We start from the raw sequence: 16,938 nt of genomic DNA, 5'->3' as shown, positions 1-16,938 counted from the left end.
GCTGGCGTCCACGCCCAGCCGCACCCGGCCGATGACATTGGCGTCGGGGGCGATGAAATAGCGGCCGTCGGCCGGCAGGTCAGGCGCCTCGCCGTCGAGGGTGAAAATGCTCATGCGCGGCTCTCCCGTGGGCGGACGATCACAAGTCCTCGAGATCGAAATCGAGGATCGCCATTTGCAGGGTATACGACTTGCCCTTGGGGTCGTCGGCGGACACCACGCCGAGGAAATCCTCGCCGCGATTGAGTTCGACCGAATCGGTTTTCTTCAGCCGCCCCACGATCTTCAGCTCCTCATTGTCGAACAGGCGGCGCAGGTAATCCTGCAAAGCCGCGCGTTCGACCGGAATCTTCATCGCGAAGGAAAAGGAGCGGTCGCCATCCTCGTCGTCGACAGCGATCGTGCCGATCACCCGTTCGCCGAAGGTCACGTTCGCCTGCTCGGTGTTTTTGGGATCGAGCCCCACCTTGATGTCCGGCGCGGAAAAGGAGTTTCGCAAGAATTCCTGCAATTTGCGCAATTCGCTCTTGTCCAAAACCCCACTCCATCCACTGTTCCGGTTGCGAGGCTTGCCAAAAAGCCGGCCCTCGCGCAAGGGCGCAAAGTTAACCGGGCGTGTCGGGAAATCGTTCGTCGCCATTCTTTACAACGAGAATCTGGTCCATTTCCCGCGCCGGCTCGGCGCAGCCGGAGGCGCCGACGATGCGCGCAGGCACGCCCGCCACCGTGACATGGGCGGGAACCGTCTTGAGCACCACCGATCCGGCGGCGATGCGCGAGCATTGGCCGATCTCGATATTGCCGATGATTTTCGCGCCGGCGCCGATCAGCACGCCCCGGCGGATTTTCGGATGGCGGTCGCCGGTTTCGAGGCCGGTGCCCCCGAGCGTCACGCTGTGCAAAATCGACACATCGTCCTCGATCACCGCCGTCGCTCCGACGACGAGCCCGGTGGCGTGATCGAGAAACACGCCCTTGCCGATCCGCGCCGCCGGGTTGATGTCGGTCTGGAAAACCGCAGAAGAGCGGCTTTGCAGGTAAAGCGCGAAATCCTTGCGGCCGGCGTTCCATAAAGCATGGGCCAGCCGATGGGTCTGCAAGGCTTGGAAGCCCTTGAAATAAAGCAGCGGCTCGATCAAGCGGTGGCAGGCGGGATCGCGGTAGGCGACGGCGAGGAGATCGGCGCGGACGCCTTCGCCGAGCGAGGCGTCGCGCGCCGTGAGATCGAGGAAATTCCGCTCGATGACGTCGCCGGAAAGATCGGGATGCGACAGACGCGCGGACAGCCTGCGCCCCACCGCCTGTTCGAGCGTCGCATGGTTGAGCACCGAGGAAGCGAGCAGGCCGCCAACCTCCGGCTCGCGGCGCAAGGCTTCTTCCGCCTCGAAACGGATTTGCGCGAACACCTGATCCGGATCGTCGATTGTGAGCGGCCAAACATTGCCGATGGTCGCCATCCAAAACTCCCCGGACCGGACAAGACGATCATAACACGTTTGCCGCGAATCTAATGCGGCAGCGACTCCAGAAAAGCCAGCACGCCCTGTTTGTATTCCTTGTCGCCGACCGCGCGATTATGGTCGCGGCCCGGCAGAACCAGGGCGCGGGCGTTTTTCATCAGGCCCGCCAGAGCCAGCGGGTCGCCGGCCACATCGTCCTGCGAGCCGACGCAGATCAGCGTCGGCGCCTCGATCGCCGCCGCCTGCGCCACGCTCATGGCGCTGCGCGAGCCGCGCATGCAGGCGGCCAAAGCGCGCAGGTCGCTTTTCGTCGCCTCGGCGAAAGCACGGAACATGATCTGCATCGGATCGGTCAATTGGCTCAGCGATTCCGCCTCCATGGCGTCGGCGATGCCGATCGGCAGGCCGGCGCCATCGACCAGATGAATTCCAAGCCCGCCGAGAACCAGGCCCCGCACATGTTCTGGCGCGGCCAGAGCCATGTAAGCGGCGATCCGCGCGCCCATCGAATAGCCCATAACATCGGCGCGTCCGATCCCGAGATAATCGAGCAGGTTGACCGCGTCCTGCGCCAAAATCGAGGGCCGGTAGAGCGCCGGTTCATAAAGTTTTTCGCTGCGCCCGTGGCCGCGATTATCGAACAGGATGGTCCGCCGCCCGGCCTTGGTTAGCGTCTTGACCCATTGCGGAAACAACCAGTTGACGCCGTGGTTGGAGGCAAAGCCGTGGATCAGCATGATCGGCTCGCCGAGATCCTCGCCTTCCGGAGCGGCGTCTGCAAAGGCGAGGCGCACCCCGTCGGACAAGAATTCCTGCATGAATTTGTTCCGAGACTTGCCGCGCTTACCAGCGCAGCAGGCGCCCGCCGGCTAACCAGCCCACAGCGACGACAATGGCTGTGCCGAGCATATACCAGACCGCCAGGAAAAAAGGCGAGTCGTCGGGGCAACTCATCGCATAGAGCGTCGCCGACAGCCCCGAGGCGGCAAAGGCCGCCGCCGCGCCGGCCCGATGTGGGTCGGTCGGAGCGCCGTTCCGGAGCGCCAGCAACAATCCCGCCAGCGGCGCCAGCGCCATGAACGGCACCAAAATAAGGCAATGAATCGCATTCTGGCCAATCATCCGCGCAAACCATTGGTCCGCCGGAACCGTCGCCAGTTCGACCCCGCAGGCGGCGACGAGCAGGGCCGGCGCGAGCCAGACCGCCCGTCCGGCCGCGCCGGTCTCCGCGCCGGGCCGCGCCAGCCGCAGGGCCAGCGCAAGGCCCGAGGCCGCCATGGTCGCGGTGAAGACGAATTTGAACAGGAACCGCGGGTCGTCGAGCGAAGCGAAGAAGGTTTTCCGCAAGCCGAGGAAAGCGAAGAAAAACGCAGCAGAAGCCGTAAAGCCGAGCGCGACGTCGACTGCGAACGAGCGCCGCAGCGGCGTCGCCTTGGTGTCATTATCGGCCGCCAGCGCGGCGATGAGGTCATCGGTGTTCATGGCTGCATCTTTTTCACGTATTGGACTTGCGATAAAGCGCGGCGAGCGTTTTCAGGCCGCGATGCACGGAGACGCGCAGCGCGCCCTCGGTCACTCCCAGATTCACCGCCGCGACGCGCAGCGACTCGCCACGGATCGACACCGCCTCGATGGCTTCGCGCTGCTTGCCCGTCAGTTGGACGAGCAGGCGCAGGGCGTCCTGCCGGCCCTGCTCGCGTTCGAAATGCTCGGTCTCCGGCGGCGCGGCGAGGACATGTTCGAAATCCTCGATATTGGTTTCGGCGCGGCGTCCGCGCCGGCGCGCCGCATCGATGATCTTGTTGCGCGCGATGGCCGCAATCCAGGGCGTCAGCGACTGGCTGGAGTCCCAGGTGTGGCGCTTGAGATGAATGGCCAGCAAGGTTTCCTGCACTGCGTCCTCCGCCTCGCTGGTCGCCAGACCGACGCGCGCGCAGGACCGCCGGCACAGAGTGCGCAGAAAGGGCGTCAGGCCGGTCAGCAGGCGGGCATAGGCGGCGGCGTCGCCTGCCAGCGCGGCGCGCATGGCCGCACTCCATTCCCGATCCTGCGCCTGCAAATCCTGCATTCATGACCTGTTGTCGCTTGAGAGCGGCGAATTGTTACAATGGAAAGGCAAAAAAAGCACCTGCCGCGCTTGCGGTTCCGCACGAAACAAAATTTTTTGACGCCGCCGTAACGAAGACGCAGCCTGTCGCGTAAGGTTGGTTGGGCGCGAAAGCCCAACCCTTTCTGGAGCATCGACCATGACCAAAGCCAATCTCTCCCGCGATCTCGTCCTCGCCGCCTCGCTGTTGTCGGCGCTCGCCGCAGCCGCGCCGGCCCAGGCCGAAAGCAAGACCGAAAAATGCTTCGGCGTCGCCCTCAAGGGGGCCAACGACTGCGCGGCGGGCGCGGGAACCACCTGCGCCGGAACCTCCGCCATCGATTATCAGGGCAACAGCTGGAAATTCGTGCCTGCGGGAACCTGCGCGACCCTGAAAATTCCCGGCGACAGGGTGGGCTCGCTCACCGCGCTCGAACGCAACGTCCCCAAGCGCTGATCTTTTCAGGAGCCGCCTCGCCATGACCTTCCAGCCCCGGCTCGACCTTCCCCTGACCGGCATCGCGGCCCATGCCGCCGGCGCCGGGCTGAAGCCGGAGCATTTCGCCAAGGTCATGGCGGCGCGGCCCGATTGCGGCTTTTTCGAAATCCACGCCGAAAACTACATGAACGAAGGCGGCGCCAATCATCGCTGGCTGGCGGCGATCGGCGAAATTTATCCGCTCAGCGTCCATGGCGTCGGCCTGTCGCTCGGCTCGTCGGAGCGGCTCGACCCCGAAAAACTGGCGCGGCTGGCGCGCGTCGTCGCACTATACCGGCCGGCGCTGGTGTCGGAACATCTCGCCTGGTCGGATTTTGCCGGCCGCGCCTTCCCCGACCTTCTGCCCCTGCCCTATGACGAGGCCGGCCTGCGCCGTCTGGCCGACCGGATCGACGCGACCCAGACCGTCCTGCGGCGGCGCATCCTGATCGAAAATCCCGCCACTTACCTGCGCTTTTCCGGCGATGGGCTCGCCGAACCGCAGTTTCTTGAAGCTTTGGCCGCGCTTTCGGGCTGCGGCCTGCTGCTCGACGTCAACAATGTCCACGTCAGCGCCGTCAATCACGGTTTCGAGGCGGAAAAATATCTCGACGCCTTTCCGCTTTCGCAGGTCGAGGAAATCCATCTCGCCGGCTTCGCCGAGGCGCGGGACGCACGCGGCGCCTTTTTGATCGACAATCACGGCGGCGCAGTCAGCGACGAGGTCTGGGCGCTTTACCAGCACGTCCTGCGCCGCGCCGGGCCGCGCCCGACGCTGATCGAATGGGACAATGACGTGCCCGAATGGGAAGTTCTGTTCGCCGAGACCAGCAAGGCGAGCGGGATGATGGGCGAACTTTCCTTCTCCCCTTGCGGGAGAAGGGGGCGCGAAGCGGCGGATGAGAGGGCCTTGCGGGACAGCGCCCGCTCATCCGTCTCGCCTGCGGCGAGCCACCTTCTCCCGCAAGGGGAGAAGGGAGGAACGGCCATCGTCGAGAACTGGCAGGCCCGGTTCGCGCAAGCCCTCGAAAACCCCGCCTTGCCGCCGCCGCAACTCTTCGCCGATTGCGATCTGCCCGCGCGTTTCGCCGTCTACCGCAATAATTGCGCCGTCGCGGCCATTGGCGCGCTCAAGGCGCAGTTCCCGACCCTCGCGCTGCTCGTCGGCGACGAGGCTTTTGCCGGCCTCGCCCGGCTGTTCATTCAAAAATTCCCGCCGCGCTCGCCGGTTCTCGGCGAATATGGCGCGCAATTTCACGCCTTTCTCGAAACCTTCCCCGGCATCGGCGCAACGCCCTATCTGCCCGACAGCGCCCGGCTCGACTGGGCCTGCCTCAAAGCCCGGCGCGCGCCCGAGGCCGAGCCCTTCGGCGCGGCGCGCCTCGCCGAACTCGATGCGGCCCGAATCGGCGAACAGCGCGTAAGACTTCATCCATCGCTGGCGCTGGTCGCCTCGAACTGGCCGATCCTCGCCATCGCCCAGGTTCATGAGACGCCCGTGCGGGAGTGGCGCGGCGAAACCGCGCTGGTGATGCGGCCCGCGGCCGAACTGGTGGTCAAACCCTGCCCGCCTGGCGCCGCGACCTTCCTCCGCGCTTGCCTTGAGGGGAAAACCCTTGGCGAGGCGGCTCGGCGGGCGGGCGAAAGCGATGAAACTTTCGATTTCGGCCAGACCCTGGTCGAGCTGACGCTCATCGGCGCGATTATCGATTTCACGGAGCAGGAAGTAGAGCCGGAATGACCGCGCGAACCCAAAATCCGCCGCTGGAACTGCCGTCCTGGCGCACGATTCAGCCGAGAATCGCCGATCTGGCGCAAACCGCGCTGCGGCTGGCTTTGGCCGTGCCGTTCTTCAAATCCGGCCTGAGCAAATGGGACGGGTTCCTGCGCTTGAGCAACGGCGCCGAGGCCTTGTTCGGCGAGGCGTTCAATTGCATCTGTTCGGCGCGGAAATTCCCTATCCGGCGCCCAACGCCATGGCGTGGCGCGCCGGATAGGGAAGAACAGGGCATGACCGGCAAGCGAAAGGCCCCTACCCAAAACGACCTCGATTGATTAAGCTGCGCGCTTTCCCGTTCCCGATCGGGGGCGCCTCGCCTCCCCAAATCGGACCGCGCCTCGCATCAGGATCGAGTTCATGTCGGACCACGCCATTCCGCATTTCCACAACCAGCCGGGCCTGCCCAAAATTCGCGTCGGCGCCAGGGAATTCATGTGCATCGGCGCGCTGGCGCCCTTCGACCATCCGCATGTCTATATCGACATGGGTTCGGACGGCGAGGCGATTTGCCCCTATTGCTCGACCCTTTACGTTTATGACGAAGCGCTGCACGGCCATTCCGACCCGGCGGAATGCGAAGTTTTGGCGCAAGCCGCGTGAATTTGGCCGCCTGAAAATGCGCCGCGAAGGGTTTTCATGGCCGGAGCATGTCCTTGACTTCGCGTGACCCCATTGTGATCGCCGGCGGCGGCGTCGGCGGTCTGTCGGCGGCGCTGGCGCTCGCGCAAATCGATCGCGCCTGCCTCGTGCTGGAGCGCGCGCCGGCGTTCCGCGAGGTCGGGGCCGGCCTGCAGCTCGCGCCCAACGCCTGCCGCATCCTGCGCGACTGGGGCGTACTGGAACTGCTTGACGGCGCCGCCGTCGCCCCGCAAATGGTGCGCATCCGGCGCGGGACCGATGGCGCCGATCTGGCCCGTCTGTCGCTTGAAAACTCCGAACAACGCTGGGGCGCGCCCTATCTGAACGTGCATCGCGCCGACCTGCTTTCGGCCCTGCTGCAACAGGCGCAAAAAAGCCCCCTCATCGAAATCCGCACCGACGCCACGCTGACCGGTTTCATCGAAGACGAGCGCGGCGTCGCCGTCACCTATCGCGACAACGACGATTTCCGTCGCGCCGCCGGCGAAGCGCTGATCGGCGCGGACGGCCTGCGCTCGGTGGTGCGCTCGCGCTTGCTTGGCGATGAAAACGACAGGCCCGTCTATACCGGCCATACCGCATGGCGAACCCTGCTGCCCGCCGACGGCCTGCCGGAGGCAATGCGCCGCCCCGCCTCCAATCTGTGGCTCGGCGACAGGGCGCATCTCGTTCATTATCCGCTGCGCGGCGGCCAGGTGGTCAATGTCGTCGCTCTGGTCGAGGACAGCTGGCGCGGCGATGGCGAGGCCGGCGATTTCTGGAACAATCAGGGCGACCGGAAATTTTTGCTCAACCGTTTCAGGAACTGGACGCGCGAGGCGCTCGACCTGATCGGCGCCGGCGACAATTGGCTGCGCTGGCCGCTGTTCGACCGGCCGCCGATCGATCCCTGGGCGCGGGGCCGCACCGCCGTGCTCGGCGACGCCGCCCATCCCATGCTGCCCTATCTGGCGCAGGGCGCGGCGCAGGCGATCGAGGATGCGCGCGCCCTGGCGGGCGCGGTCAAGGCCCGACCGAAAGACGCGGCGGGCGCGCTGGCGGAATATTCCTCCGCGCGAAAAGCCCGCGCGGGCCGCATCCAGCAGGCTTCGCGCGACCAGGGCGAGATTTATCACCTGTCCGGGTTCAAGGCGTTCGCCCGCGACCTCGTGATGCGCGCGTCCGGCCCGGACCGGCTGCTCAGGCGTCAGAACTGGATCTATTCGGCCTGAAGTCCCGTTGCCGCGCGAAGCCTTTGGCGTTAAGCAACGGTTAACCATTCTGGAGCGCAAATCGGATAATGACCTTCGACGCTGACGAAGCGCCCGAACTGCGCGCCGCCCATGTGATTGTCGTCGCCAATGAAAAGGGCGGCTCCGGCAAGTCCACCCTGTCGATCCATCTTGCCGTCGCGCTGATGAAGGCAGGCTATCGCGTCGCCACCATCGACCTCGACATCCGCCAGCGCACGCTGACGCGGTTTTTCGAAAATCGCGCCTCCTGGGCCAGGACCGCGCCATGGAAGGTCGAATTGCCGAAACATTTCGCCCCCGACCGCAGCGAATCACCCAACCGGCAGGACAGCGAGACCGCCGAATTCGCGGTCTTCGCCGAAGCCATCGGCGAGGTCGAGCATGATTATGAATTTGTCGTGATCGACACGCCGGCCAGCGATTCCTATCTGATGCGACTCGCCCATTCGCTCGCCGACACGCTGATTTCGCCGATGAACGACAGCTTTATCGACATGGACGTGCTGTCGCGGGTGCATCACGACCGCAGCCAGCGCGGCATGGTGGCGCAATATGCCGAAATCGTGCTGGAGGCGCGACGCAAGCGCCGCCTCGTCGACAATGGCCTGATCGACTGGATCATGGTGCGCAATCGCGTGGCGACGCTGCAAACCAACAATGCGCGCCAGGTCGACCAGACCCTTCGCAAACTCGCGGTGGAATTGCGGTTCCGCGTCGCCGAAGGGCTGCATGACCGCGTGATCTTTCGCGAATTGTTTCCGCTCGGCCTGACCGCGCTCGACGCGCTCGAAGAGTTCCATCACACCCTGACGGCCTCGCAGAAATCGGCGCGGCGCGAAATCGACGCCCTGGTCAGCGATCTGCGCCTGCCCGAACGCGTCGCTGGCGCCGACCATCTCGAATCGCGCCACATCTGGTTCGAGCAGATTTCCGACTATTACCGCGATCTTGGCGCGCGAAGGGGCGAGTGAAGGCTTTCACCCCAGCGCCTTTTCAATGTCGCCCGCAATATCCTCCGGCTTTTCGGTCGGGGCGTAGCGCTTCAGGACCCGGCCGTCGCGACCGACCAGAAACTTGCTGAAATTCCATTTGATGCCCTCGGTGCCGAGCAGGCCGGGGGCCTGTTTCTTCAAGTAGCGATAAAGCGGATGCGCGCCCTCGCCATTGACCTCGATCTTGGCGAACAGCGGGAAGGTCACGTCATATTTGAGCGTGCAGAAGCTCTTGATTTCCTTCTCGTCGCCGGGCTCCTGATGGCCGAACTGGTCGCAGGGAAAGCCCAGCACGTCGAAGCCTTTCGCGGCAAAGCGGCGTTGCAGCGCCTCCAGCCCGGCATATTGCGGCGTAAAGCCGCATTTGCTGGCGACATTGACGATCAGCAGGACTTTGCCCGCGTAATCGCCCAGTTTCTGCTGCGCGCCGTCGATGGTCTCGACCTGGATATCGGCGAATTCGCTCATGGAGGCCTCCGGTTTGATGGCGGCCATTAAAGGCTGGGCGGGCGTCCAAGTCAAAGTCGCCGGGATCATATCTCACGCCGCGATTTCGACCGCCTCGCCGCCCGAATCCAACGCGGCGAGGATGACTTCCCGCGCTCCGGCCTCCGTGAAATCGTCGCGCAGATATTCCCGCATCCGCGCGTCGCCGGCAAAAATCACCGTCAGGTCGGCCTCGGCGGCGAGCGAGGTCGCGGCCAGGCCCCGGCCCCCGGCGATCAGCACGAAATCATAGGTCGCGGCCAGCGCGTCGAGAACAAGCCCGAGATCGCCGTCTTCGGTCTCGACCGGGCCGCCCGCCTGGACGATGTGCAGGCGCGACGCCGCGTCGCGGTAGATGGCCTGCGCGAAGGAGGCCTCGCCCTTGAGCAATTGCGCCAGACCCGGTTGCGATTCTCCGGCGATTCCCGCGCCGTCGGCCTGTTCGAGGGCGGCGTGCAGGAAAACATCCTCCTCGTCAACCTGCGTGAGCATGGCGCGGCCTTCCCTCGCCAGAGCCCGCGCGATTTTGAGGCTGGGGCGCGCGGGCGCGCTGTCCTCGGCGCAGACGATCAGCACCTTGACGCCGCCGGAAATCGCCGCCCGGGCGATCCGCTCGGTGAGGACCGGCGAACATTTCCGGGCCTCGCGCGTCGCCGGGGCCGCTTGTGCGACAGGCGGCTCGGATGGCAAGGCCGCCGTGAGCTCAGCAAGAACCGGCGCCGAAATTTTTTGGCCGTCGGGCATAGCCGCTTGCCCCTCCGCCTGAGGTTCCGGCGCGTCGAGAACCGCCTCCGCGCCTTCGAGCGCCAAAGCTGGCGTCGAAAAATCGGAGACCGCCTGTTTGAGCCGCTGCAACACAGGCGCCGGCTCGGGCGGTGCGGGAAGGTCGGCTTCGGGCGCGGCGGCCGGCGCGCCAACCGTTTCGCGCGGCGCCGGCGGCGCCAAAGGCGCCTCCTCCCGGCGCTGCCGGGTCATTTCGCGCGCCGCGAGGAAGCCGACCGAGAACGCCAGCCCGGCCAAGGCGGCAAAAATCACGATCGGTCCTTTTTTTGGAAACACCGGTTGGCTTGGCGCCAAGGCGCGCGAAATGATGCGCGCGTCGGGCGGCGCCGACCCGGAATCGGCGCGCGCCAGCGCCGCCTGATATTTCGCCGCCTCGCTGGCGAGCTGGTCCTTGAGAATCTTGTCTTCGCGCTGCAATTCGCGCAGCCGCGTCTCGCTGGCGCTGGACACGGCGACCGCGCGTTTCTGGTCCTCCAACAGCGCGGCGAGATTATCGACCCGCCCGCCGGCGACGCGCGCGTCATTATCGAGGCCGCGCGCCGCCTTGTCGACCGCCAGCCGCAATTGCTTGTCGAGTTCGGCCAGTTGCGCCTTCAGCTCCTTGATGCGCGGATGGGCCGGCAATAACGTGCGCGATTCGGAGGCGAGCTGGGAGCGCGCGACCACCCTTTGCTCGGCGATGCGGCGCACCAGATCGTTGCTCGATATGTCGCCGGCGTCGGCGAGACGGCCCTCGCGCAGCAAGTCGCGCAAGGACCGCGCCCGCGCCTCGGCTTCCGATTGCGCGGCGCGCGCCTCAGCGAGCTTCGCGGCGATTTCGCCCAATTGCTGCGCCGGCACGGTGGCGTTCTGGCCATTGTCGAACAGGCCGTTTTCCGCGCGATATTCCTCGACCCTGGCGTCCGCTTGCGCGGCGCGCGCCTCCAGCGCGGCGATCAGCGGCTTCAGGTTGCGCGCCGCCTGGATGGCGCTGTCGCGCTTGGCCTCGCCCTTGAGCTCGATATAGAGATCGGCGACGACATTGGCGGCCCTCGCCGCGAGATCGGGATCGCGCGAGGTGAACTCAACCTGCAGCACCCGGGTCTTGGCCGGCGACATCACGGTCAGATGGTCGAAGAAACGGGTCAGCAACCGGTCTTCAAGCGCCCGGTCGGACGCGCCCGCCCCCAGCGCCGACAAAACGCGCTTTAAGAAATTGTCTTGCTCGGCGGCGGCGTCGAATTCCGCATCGCCCTTGAGCCCGAGGACGGCAATGGCCTTGCGGGCAAGATCGCGCGAGGTAAGGAGTTGAATCTGGCTGTTGATCTCCTCGGCGTCGAGCAGCGCCGGCGCATCGGCCAGGCGCGAGCCGTCGGGATCAGCCCGGGTGAAATAGCTTTCCTGATTCTCGACGAGAATCCGCGATTCGGCGAGATAGCGCGGCTTGACCATCAGGCAGAACAGCAGCGCCGCCGCCGTCGCGGCGAGCGTCACGGCGGCGATCCGCGCGCTGTTGCGGCGAAGAGCCGCCAGCACGCCGTCGAGATCGACTTCGTCGGGTCCTTCCTCCGCCCGGAATTCAAGCTGTTTCGTACCCATCGCCCACTCCGTCGCCCTGCCCCAGCCTAGGTCGATCATGGTTGAAACCGGGTTAATGGAGACCGGTCCGCCAACAAGGTTCGGTTAACCATAAGCCGATAGTGTGGCTGAAAAATCGCGAGGCCACGGCGGTCGCCAGAGCGCTTTTATCCGTAAAAAACGCTTTAATGATCAGGTCACTGCCCATGCGCCGAGCCATTCTGTTGATCTGCCTCGCCATGGCCGCGACGCTGCAAGGCTGCGCCAATCCGCGCAACGACGTCGTCGAGATCCAGTCGCAGCCCCGCACGGTCTATACTTTGGCCCCCGGCGACCGGGTCCGCGTCATTGTGTTCGGCCAGGATTCGCTCAGCAATTCCTTCGCGGTGGACAGTTCCGGCCAGATCGCCATGCCGTTGATCGGGCTGGTTCCCGCCAATGGCCGCACCACCGCGCAGCTTTCGCGCGAAATCGAACGAAAATTGCGCGACGGCTATGTGCGCGAGCCGCGCGTCTCGGTCGAAGTCGAGGCCTACCGGCCGTTCTTCGTGCTCGGCGAAGTCACGACATCGGGCCAATATCCCTTCGTCAACGGCATGACGGTCGAGACGGCGGTGGCCATCGCCGGCGGTTTTTCGCCGCGCGCCCGCAAGGACAGCGCGCAACTGACGCGCAACGAGGACAGTCGCACGATCACCTTCGAGGCGCCGATCAACCAGCCGGTCAGACCCGGCGACACGATTCTTATTCAGGAGCGGTTTTTCTGAACGCGATCGCGCGCCTGTCCGGCGCCCGGTTTTTTAATGTTCCAGCGATAAAACCATCCGGTTTCAGGAAGCCGGACAGATGCACTCCCGTCAGCGCAGCCTGCGCATTCTCCATGTGCTGAGGGCCCCGGTCGGCGGCCTGTTCCGCCATGTCGCCGACCTTTGTCGCGAACAGGCGGCGCGCGGCCATACGGTCGGCGTCATCGCCGACGCGGACACCGGCGGAGAAGTCGCGCGTCGGCGCTTCGACGAACTGACGCCCCATCTGAGCCTCGGCGTGACCCGCTTGCCGATGCGCCGCGAACCCCATTGGAGCGACTTCCCGGCCACCGTCCATGTCTATCGCCAAACCCTCGACCTTGCGCCCGATATCGTCCACGGCCACGGCTCGAAAGGCGGGCTTTACGCGCGGGCGCTCGGCTTCTTGCCTGGCGCCGGCGGCGCGATCCGGGTCTACACGCCGCATGGCGGCAGTTTTCACCGCCAGCAGGGCCATGGCTTCTATATGTCGGTCGAGCGGCTGGCGGCGAAACGGACCGACCTCGTGCTGTTCGAAAGCGATTTCATCGCCCGGGCCTTCCGGCAAGGCGTCGGACCGACGGCCGCCTTGCAGCGCGTCGTCAGGAACGGCCTGCGGCGCGAGGAATTCGCCAGTGTAAAAGCCGCGCCGGACGCCGCCGATTTCGTCTATGTCGGCGAATTATCCGTCTTCAAGGGCGTCGACCTTCTGATCGAGGCCATGGCGCAAATCCATGCCGGCGGGAAGCGGAAGCCGCGCCTCGTCGTGGTCGGATCGGGCGCCGAACGGGAGCGGCTGACCTCGCTTGTCGCACTTTACGGCCTAGCCGGTCCCGTCTCTTTCGCCGCGCCGCGCGAGGCGCGGGCGGCTTTTGCGCTTGGCCGCGTCGTGGTCGCGCCGAGCCGCCGCGAATCCCTGCCCTATATCGTGCTGGAAGCCATCGCCGCGGGAAAAACCGTCATCGCGACCAATGTCGGCGGCCTGCCCGAGATTTTCGGCCCGCTGCGCGAAAAACTGATCCCGCCTGACGATGTTGCCGCGCTGGCGCTAGCGATGATCGCGGCGATCGACGCCGACCCGCCGATCGAGGCCGAACAACATGCGCTGCTGACGCGCCATGTCGCCGGGAAATTCGCGCTCCCCGCCATGGTCGACGCCATCCTCGAAGCCTATGACGAAGCGCTGGAGCGCCGGGCCACGTTCAAGGCGCCGGCGTGGGAGGCCGCGCCGTGACCGATCTGGCGATGCCGGGGCCGACGCCGCGCGGCGCGCGGCGGAGATTCGACTATGGCCGGCTGGTGGACGGGTTTTTCTTTCTGACCGTCAGCGCTGGCTCGATCGTCTTCATCGAGCCCTCGCCCTATGACTTCTTGATCCTGATCACGGCCGGACTATGGATTTTGGGCGGGTTCACGCTGCATCGCGCGGTGTTTCCCTTCATCCTGTTCCTTGAACTTTGGACTTTTGGCGGCTTCCTCTCGCTGATTCCTTGGTGGAACGAGGCCGATCCGATCGACTTCATGGCCCACACGACGTTCATCACCTCGACGGGGGTGTTTTTTGCTTTGTTTCTGTCGCAAAATACCTGCCGGCGGCTCGACCTGCTGCTGGTCGGCTATACGATTTCCTGCGTCATCGCCGCCGCCATCGCCGTCGTCAGCTGGTTTGGCGCTTTCGGCGCCGGCGAGGAATGGATCAAGGACGGCCGCGCCATGGCCCCGTTCAAGGACCCCAATGTGCTGGGCTCCTATCTCGTCACCGGCCTGCTTTATCTGACGCAAAGGCTGCTGCTCGGGCGCTGGCGCTGGATCTGGCTTGCGCTGCCAGGACTCGCCCTGATCCTCGCCGCGCTGTTCCTTTCGTTTTCGCGCGGCTCTTGGGGCGCGGCCATCGTGTCGCTGGTCCTGGTCGTCGCCTTTTTGTTCAAGACGGCGGATTCGACCAAAATGCGGCTGCGCATCGTCTCGGGCGCCGCCGGCGTGGCGCTGCTGGCGGCGGCGGCTCTGATGGCGGCGCTGTCGGTGGACAGCGTGCGCGACTTCTTCTTCCAGCGCGCCGCCGTCGCGCAGGATTATGACCAGGGGCCGAACGGGCGTTTCGGCAACCAGATTCGCTCGATCCCGATGCTGCTGGAGCGCCCGAACGGTTTCGGGCCGCTGCGATTCCGGCTGACCTTCGGGCTGGAGCCGCATAATTCCTATATCAACGCCTTCGCCTCCAACGGCTGGCTCGGCGGCTTCAGCTTTATCCTGCTCACCCTGACGACGATTTTCGTCGGCTTCCGCCAGTCGCTGACCCACCATCCCTGGACGCGGCCGGCGCAGGTGCTGTTTGCCGCGACTTTCGTGTTTTTCCTGCAGGGTTTTCAGATCGATCTCGACCATTGGCGGATGTTCTACGTGTCGCTTGGCGCGGTCTGGGGCATAGAGGCGGCCCGCCGCCGCTGGCTGTCGCAGGGCGGGCCGGCTTGCAGGGATTGACGTTCCCGCAGACCAAAGCCCCGATCGAACTTGCATCTTTTTCATCGCTTCGTAACGTGCGGTGCCGATTCCCTGTCGAGGGCCGGACGAAGGGTTTTTCATGGACGATATTCTGGCCCACACCATCGGCTATCTTTGCGTGGGCATCGTCGTCGCGATCCTGGCCCGGCGGGTTCATCTGCCCTACACAGTCGGGCTGGTGTTCACCGGCGTCGTCATGGCCCTGACAGGCGTCGAAACCGGCGCCATGCTGACGCACGATTTCATTTTCGAGATCATTCTGCCGCCGCTGCTGTTCGAGGCCGCGCTCTCCATCCACTGGAGCGAACTGCGGCGCGACATGGCGCCCGTGCTCGTTCTCGCCACGCTCGGCGTCCTCGTTTCCGCCGGGGTGGTGGCGCTCGGAATGATCAAGCTGCTGGCATGGCCGATTGGCCCGGCAATGGTGTTCGGCGCCCTGATCGCCGCGACCGATCCGATCGCCGTCCTCGCCATGTTCAAGGACACCGGCATCGGGGGCCGTTTGAAACTGCTGGTCGAGAGCGAGAGCCTGTTCAACGACGCGGCGGCGGCGGTGTTGTTCGCGCTGGCGCTGACCTTTGTGGCGGCGACGGCGGGCGACCCGCTCTCTCCTTTGAAAATGGCCAAAATCGTCGCCTCGATGATCGGCGGCGGCGTAACGGTCGGCCTTGCCTGCGGCGGACTGGCGATTCTGATCGCCGGGCGGATCGACGACCATCTGGTGGAGACCGCCCTGACCACTGTTGCGGCCTATGGCTCGTTCCTGCTCGCAGAAAGTTTTCACGCCTCGGGCGTTCTCGCCACCGTCGCCGCCGGCCTGTTGATGGGCAATCTAGGCGTGCTGCGCCCCGAAGCCCAGGACAACAAGATTTCCTCGGAAGGCCGCGCCTTCACCATCGCCTTTTGGGAATTCGCCGCTTTCATCGCCAATTCCTTGATTTTCCTGCTGATCGGCCTGAGGGTGGCGGCCATTCCGTTCCAGGGCTTTCCCGTCGCGGCCATCGCCATCGCCATCGCGCTGGTTGTGGTCGGCCGGGCGCTTGCGGTCTATCCGCTCTGCCTGATGTTGCGTCCTTCGCCGAGGGCCATTCCGCTGGCGGAGCAGCATGTGCTGTGGTGGGGCGGGCTGCGGGGGGCGCTGGCTCTGGCGCTGGCGCTTTCGCTGCCCTTGTCCTTTCCCTACCATGACGAAATCATTGTCGCCGCTTTCGCAGTGGTGGTGTTCTCCGTCGTGGCGCAGGGTCTGACCATGCCCCTGCTGCTGCACAAGCTCGGCTTCCTGCCGGCGCGGTGACGAGGGCGCGGGGAAAGAGCGCTGGCCGGCAGGTTGACGGATCGGGCGATCCCGCATGGAGCGAAACCGGATCGCAGCGATTTAACCGGGAATTCATGGGTCCGGGAGGGCGCGACGGACGGCCTCCGCCAGTCTGGCGTAGCCAGCCTCATTCAAATGCAGCGTGTCGGCGCGAAAAATGTCGGGCGTGCGCCGGTCGGCGCTGTCGAGCGCGGCGGCGAAATCGACGATTTCGATCCGCCCGTCCAGCTTTGCCCCGCGCAACGCGCCATTGGCTTCGGCAACCAGATCGCGCACGGATTCCTTCCACACCAGCCAACGCATGAGATCCGGGCGCGAAGGCGGGACAAGGGTTGCGAGCAAGACATGCCGGCTTCGCAGGCTCGCCGCATGCGCCAGGCCCGTCAGTCCCCGGGTCGTTTGTTCACGTATTTCCTTCGCCTTGGCGCCATCGAAAAAAGCCGCCGCGACGAGATCGTTCAGTCCGGCGGCAATCAGGACCGCGTCCTGTGGACGGACGAAATCGAAATTTTCGAAACGGCGCGCCAATTGCGCCGCCGTTTCGCCGCCAATGCCGCAATTGATCACCTCCCAGCCGGCGCCGAAACTTTTCGCCGGCCATCGCGCCAGCGTCGAATCGCCAATCAGATAGAGGCGGCGCAGGCCGCTTTCCGCCCCCGCGCAGGAATGGCCGCCCGCAGGGGCGCCGGAGAGCGCCGCGATCCTGCCGGCGATCCAGGCCTCACGCGCCAGATAGACCGAATAAAGCGCGAAAATGCCGGCCGCCGCCGCCAAAATCGCCAGAATTGGACCTCCCTGCGGCCAACGCGCCATTTTCTCCCCGTTCCGTCTCCAGACAGCCCA

Annotated in this window: 17 protein-coding genes and 3 pseudogenes; 11 read left to right on the top strand and 9 right to left on the bottom strand. The window is 65.3% G+C overall.

From position 1 onward, the window contains the following. The 6 genes and pseudogenes from QZY01_RS20100 to QZY01_RS20075 all read right to left on the bottom strand — a co-directional run. Positions 1 to 114, bottom strand: a pseudogene (locus QZY01_RS20100) (gamma carbonic anhydrase family protein); the annotation flags it as partial. Positions 115 to 139: 25 nt separating this feature from the next. Beyond that, positions 140 to 535, bottom strand: a complete 396-nt coding sequence (locus QZY01_RS20095) for a DUF3126 family protein (protein ID WP_294540741.1) — start codon at positions 533 to 535, stop codon at positions 140 to 142. A gap of 70 nt (positions 536 to 605) precedes the next feature. Beyond that, a complete protein-coding gene (cysE, locus tag QZY01_RS20090; protein WP_294540739.1) occupies positions 606 to 1,457 on the bottom strand; it encodes a serine O-acetyltransferase in 852 nt (283 codons plus the stop codon). Between the two features lie 50 nt (positions 1,458 to 1,507). Beyond that, positions 1,508 to 2,278: an alpha/beta fold hydrolase gene (locus tag QZY01_RS20085; protein WP_294540737.1), complete on the bottom strand. Its 771-nt coding sequence runs from the start codon at positions 2,276 to 2,278 to the stop codon at positions 1,508 to 1,510. 25 nt (positions 2,279 to 2,303) lie between these two features. Beyond that, positions 2,304 to 2,942: an NrsF family protein gene (locus QZY01_RS20080; protein ID WP_294540735.1), complete on the bottom strand. Its 639-nt coding sequence runs from the start codon at positions 2,940 to 2,942 to the stop codon at positions 2,304 to 2,306. A 13-nt stretch (positions 2,943 to 2,955) separates the two neighbouring features. Next, positions 2,956 to 3,528, bottom strand: coding sequence for a sigma-70 family RNA polymerase sigma factor (locus QZY01_RS20075; RefSeq protein WP_294540734.1), 573 nt, complete (start codon positions 3,526 to 3,528; stop codon positions 2,956 to 2,958). Positions 3,529 to 3,706: 178 nt separating this feature from the next. Between QZY01_RS20075 and QZY01_RS20070 the strand changes: the two genes are divergently transcribed. The 7 genes and pseudogenes from QZY01_RS20070 to QZY01_RS20045 all read left to right on the top strand — a co-directional run bounded on the left by QZY01_RS20070 (position 3,707) and on the right by QZY01_RS20045 (position 8,646). After that, positions 3,707 to 4,003, top strand: a complete 297-nt coding sequence (locus QZY01_RS20070) for a DUF2282 domain-containing protein (RefSeq protein ID WP_294540733.1) — start codon at positions 3,707 to 3,709, stop codon at positions 4,001 to 4,003. A gap of 22 nt (positions 4,004 to 4,025) precedes the next feature. Continuing rightward, positions 4,026 to 4,874, top strand: a pseudogene (locus tag QZY01_RS23890) (DUF692 domain-containing protein); the annotation flags it as partial. After that, positions 4,869 to 5,765, top strand: a complete 897-nt coding sequence (locus QZY01_RS23885) for a DNA-binding domain-containing protein (RefSeq protein ID WP_342394918.1) — start codon at positions 4,869 to 4,871, stop codon at positions 5,763 to 5,765. The pseudogene QZY01_RS23890 and the gene QZY01_RS23885, both read left to right, overlap by 6 nt. Before the next feature lie 68 nt (positions 5,766 to 5,833). Continuing rightward, positions 5,834 to 6,009 (top strand): annotated as a pseudogene (locus tag QZY01_RS20060) (DoxX family protein); the annotation flags it as partial. 152 nt (positions 6,010 to 6,161) lie between these two features. After that, positions 6,162 to 6,404, top strand: a complete 243-nt coding sequence (locus tag QZY01_RS20055; RefSeq protein WP_294540729.1) for a zinc-finger domain-containing protein — start codon at positions 6,162 to 6,164, stop codon at positions 6,402 to 6,404. 53 nt (positions 6,405 to 6,457) lie between these two features. After that, positions 6,458 to 7,654 carry an FAD-dependent monooxygenase gene (locus QZY01_RS20050; protein ID WP_294540727.1) on the top strand — a complete coding sequence of 399 codons (1,197 nt, stop codon included), beginning with the start codon at positions 6,458 to 6,460 and terminating at the stop codon, positions 7,652 to 7,654. Between the two features lie 68 nt (positions 7,655 to 7,722). After that, a complete protein-coding gene (locus QZY01_RS20045; protein WP_294540725.1) occupies positions 7,723 to 8,646 on the top strand; it encodes a division plane positioning ATPase MipZ in 924 nt (307 codons plus the stop codon). 6 nt (positions 8,647 to 8,652) lie between these two features. Here QZY01_RS20045 and QZY01_RS20040 read toward each other — a convergent pair whose 3' ends face one another. Next, the gene (locus tag QZY01_RS20040) at positions 8,653 to 9,135 is read right to left on the bottom strand and encodes a glutathione peroxidase (RefSeq protein WP_294540723.1); all 483 of its coding nucleotides are present in this window, start codon (positions 9,133 to 9,135) and stop codon (positions 8,653 to 8,655) included. Between the two features lie 72 nt (positions 9,136 to 9,207). Then, entirely contained in the window at positions 9,208 to 11,514 is a 2,307-nt protein-coding gene (locus QZY01_RS20035) for a Wzz/FepE/Etk N-terminal domain-containing protein (protein ID WP_294540721.1), read from the bottom strand. A gap of 185 nt (positions 11,515 to 11,699) precedes the next feature. On the opposite strand from QZY01_RS20035, the gene QZY01_RS20030 reads away from it, so the two are divergent. The 4 genes from QZY01_RS20030 to QZY01_RS20015 all read left to right on the top strand — a co-directional run bounded on the left by QZY01_RS20030 (position 11,700) and on the right by QZY01_RS20015 (position 16,074). Then, on the top strand, positions 11,700 to 12,260 hold the full coding sequence (locus QZY01_RS20030; protein WP_294540719.1) for a polysaccharide biosynthesis/export family protein: 561 nt from the start codon (positions 11,700 to 11,702) through the stop codon (positions 12,258 to 12,260). 79 nt (positions 12,261 to 12,339) lie between these two features. Further along, on the top strand, positions 12,340 to 13,512 hold the full coding sequence (locus QZY01_RS20025) for a glycosyltransferase (RefSeq protein ID WP_294540717.1): 1,173 nt from the start codon (positions 12,340 to 12,342) through the stop codon (positions 13,510 to 13,512). Continuing rightward, entirely contained in the window at positions 13,509 to 14,759 is a 1,251-nt protein-coding gene (locus QZY01_RS20020) for an O-antigen ligase family protein (protein WP_294540715.1), read from the top strand. The genes QZY01_RS20025 and QZY01_RS20020 overlap by 4 nt, the downstream gene beginning before the upstream one ends. Positions 14,760 to 14,859: 100 nt before the next feature. Continuing rightward, on the top strand, positions 14,860 to 16,074 hold the full coding sequence (locus QZY01_RS20015) for a cation:proton antiporter (RefSeq protein WP_294540713.1): 1,215 nt from the start codon (positions 14,860 to 14,862) through the stop codon (positions 16,072 to 16,074). A 93-nt stretch (positions 16,075 to 16,167) separates the two neighbouring features. On the opposite strand, the gene QZY01_RS20010 is transcribed toward QZY01_RS20015, so the two are convergent. After that, entirely contained in the window at positions 16,168 to 16,908 is a 741-nt protein-coding gene (locus QZY01_RS20010) for an SGNH/GDSL hydrolase family protein (protein ID WP_294540711.1), read from the bottom strand. Positions 16,909 to 16,938 lie beyond the last annotated feature (30 nt).

The organism is uncultured Rhodoblastus sp. (assembly GCF_903903185.1).
Classification (GTDB): Bacteria; Pseudomonadota; Alphaproteobacteria; order Rhizobiales; family Beijerinckiaceae; genus Rhodoblastus.
This window is presented reverse-complemented; position numbering and strand designations above follow the sequence as displayed.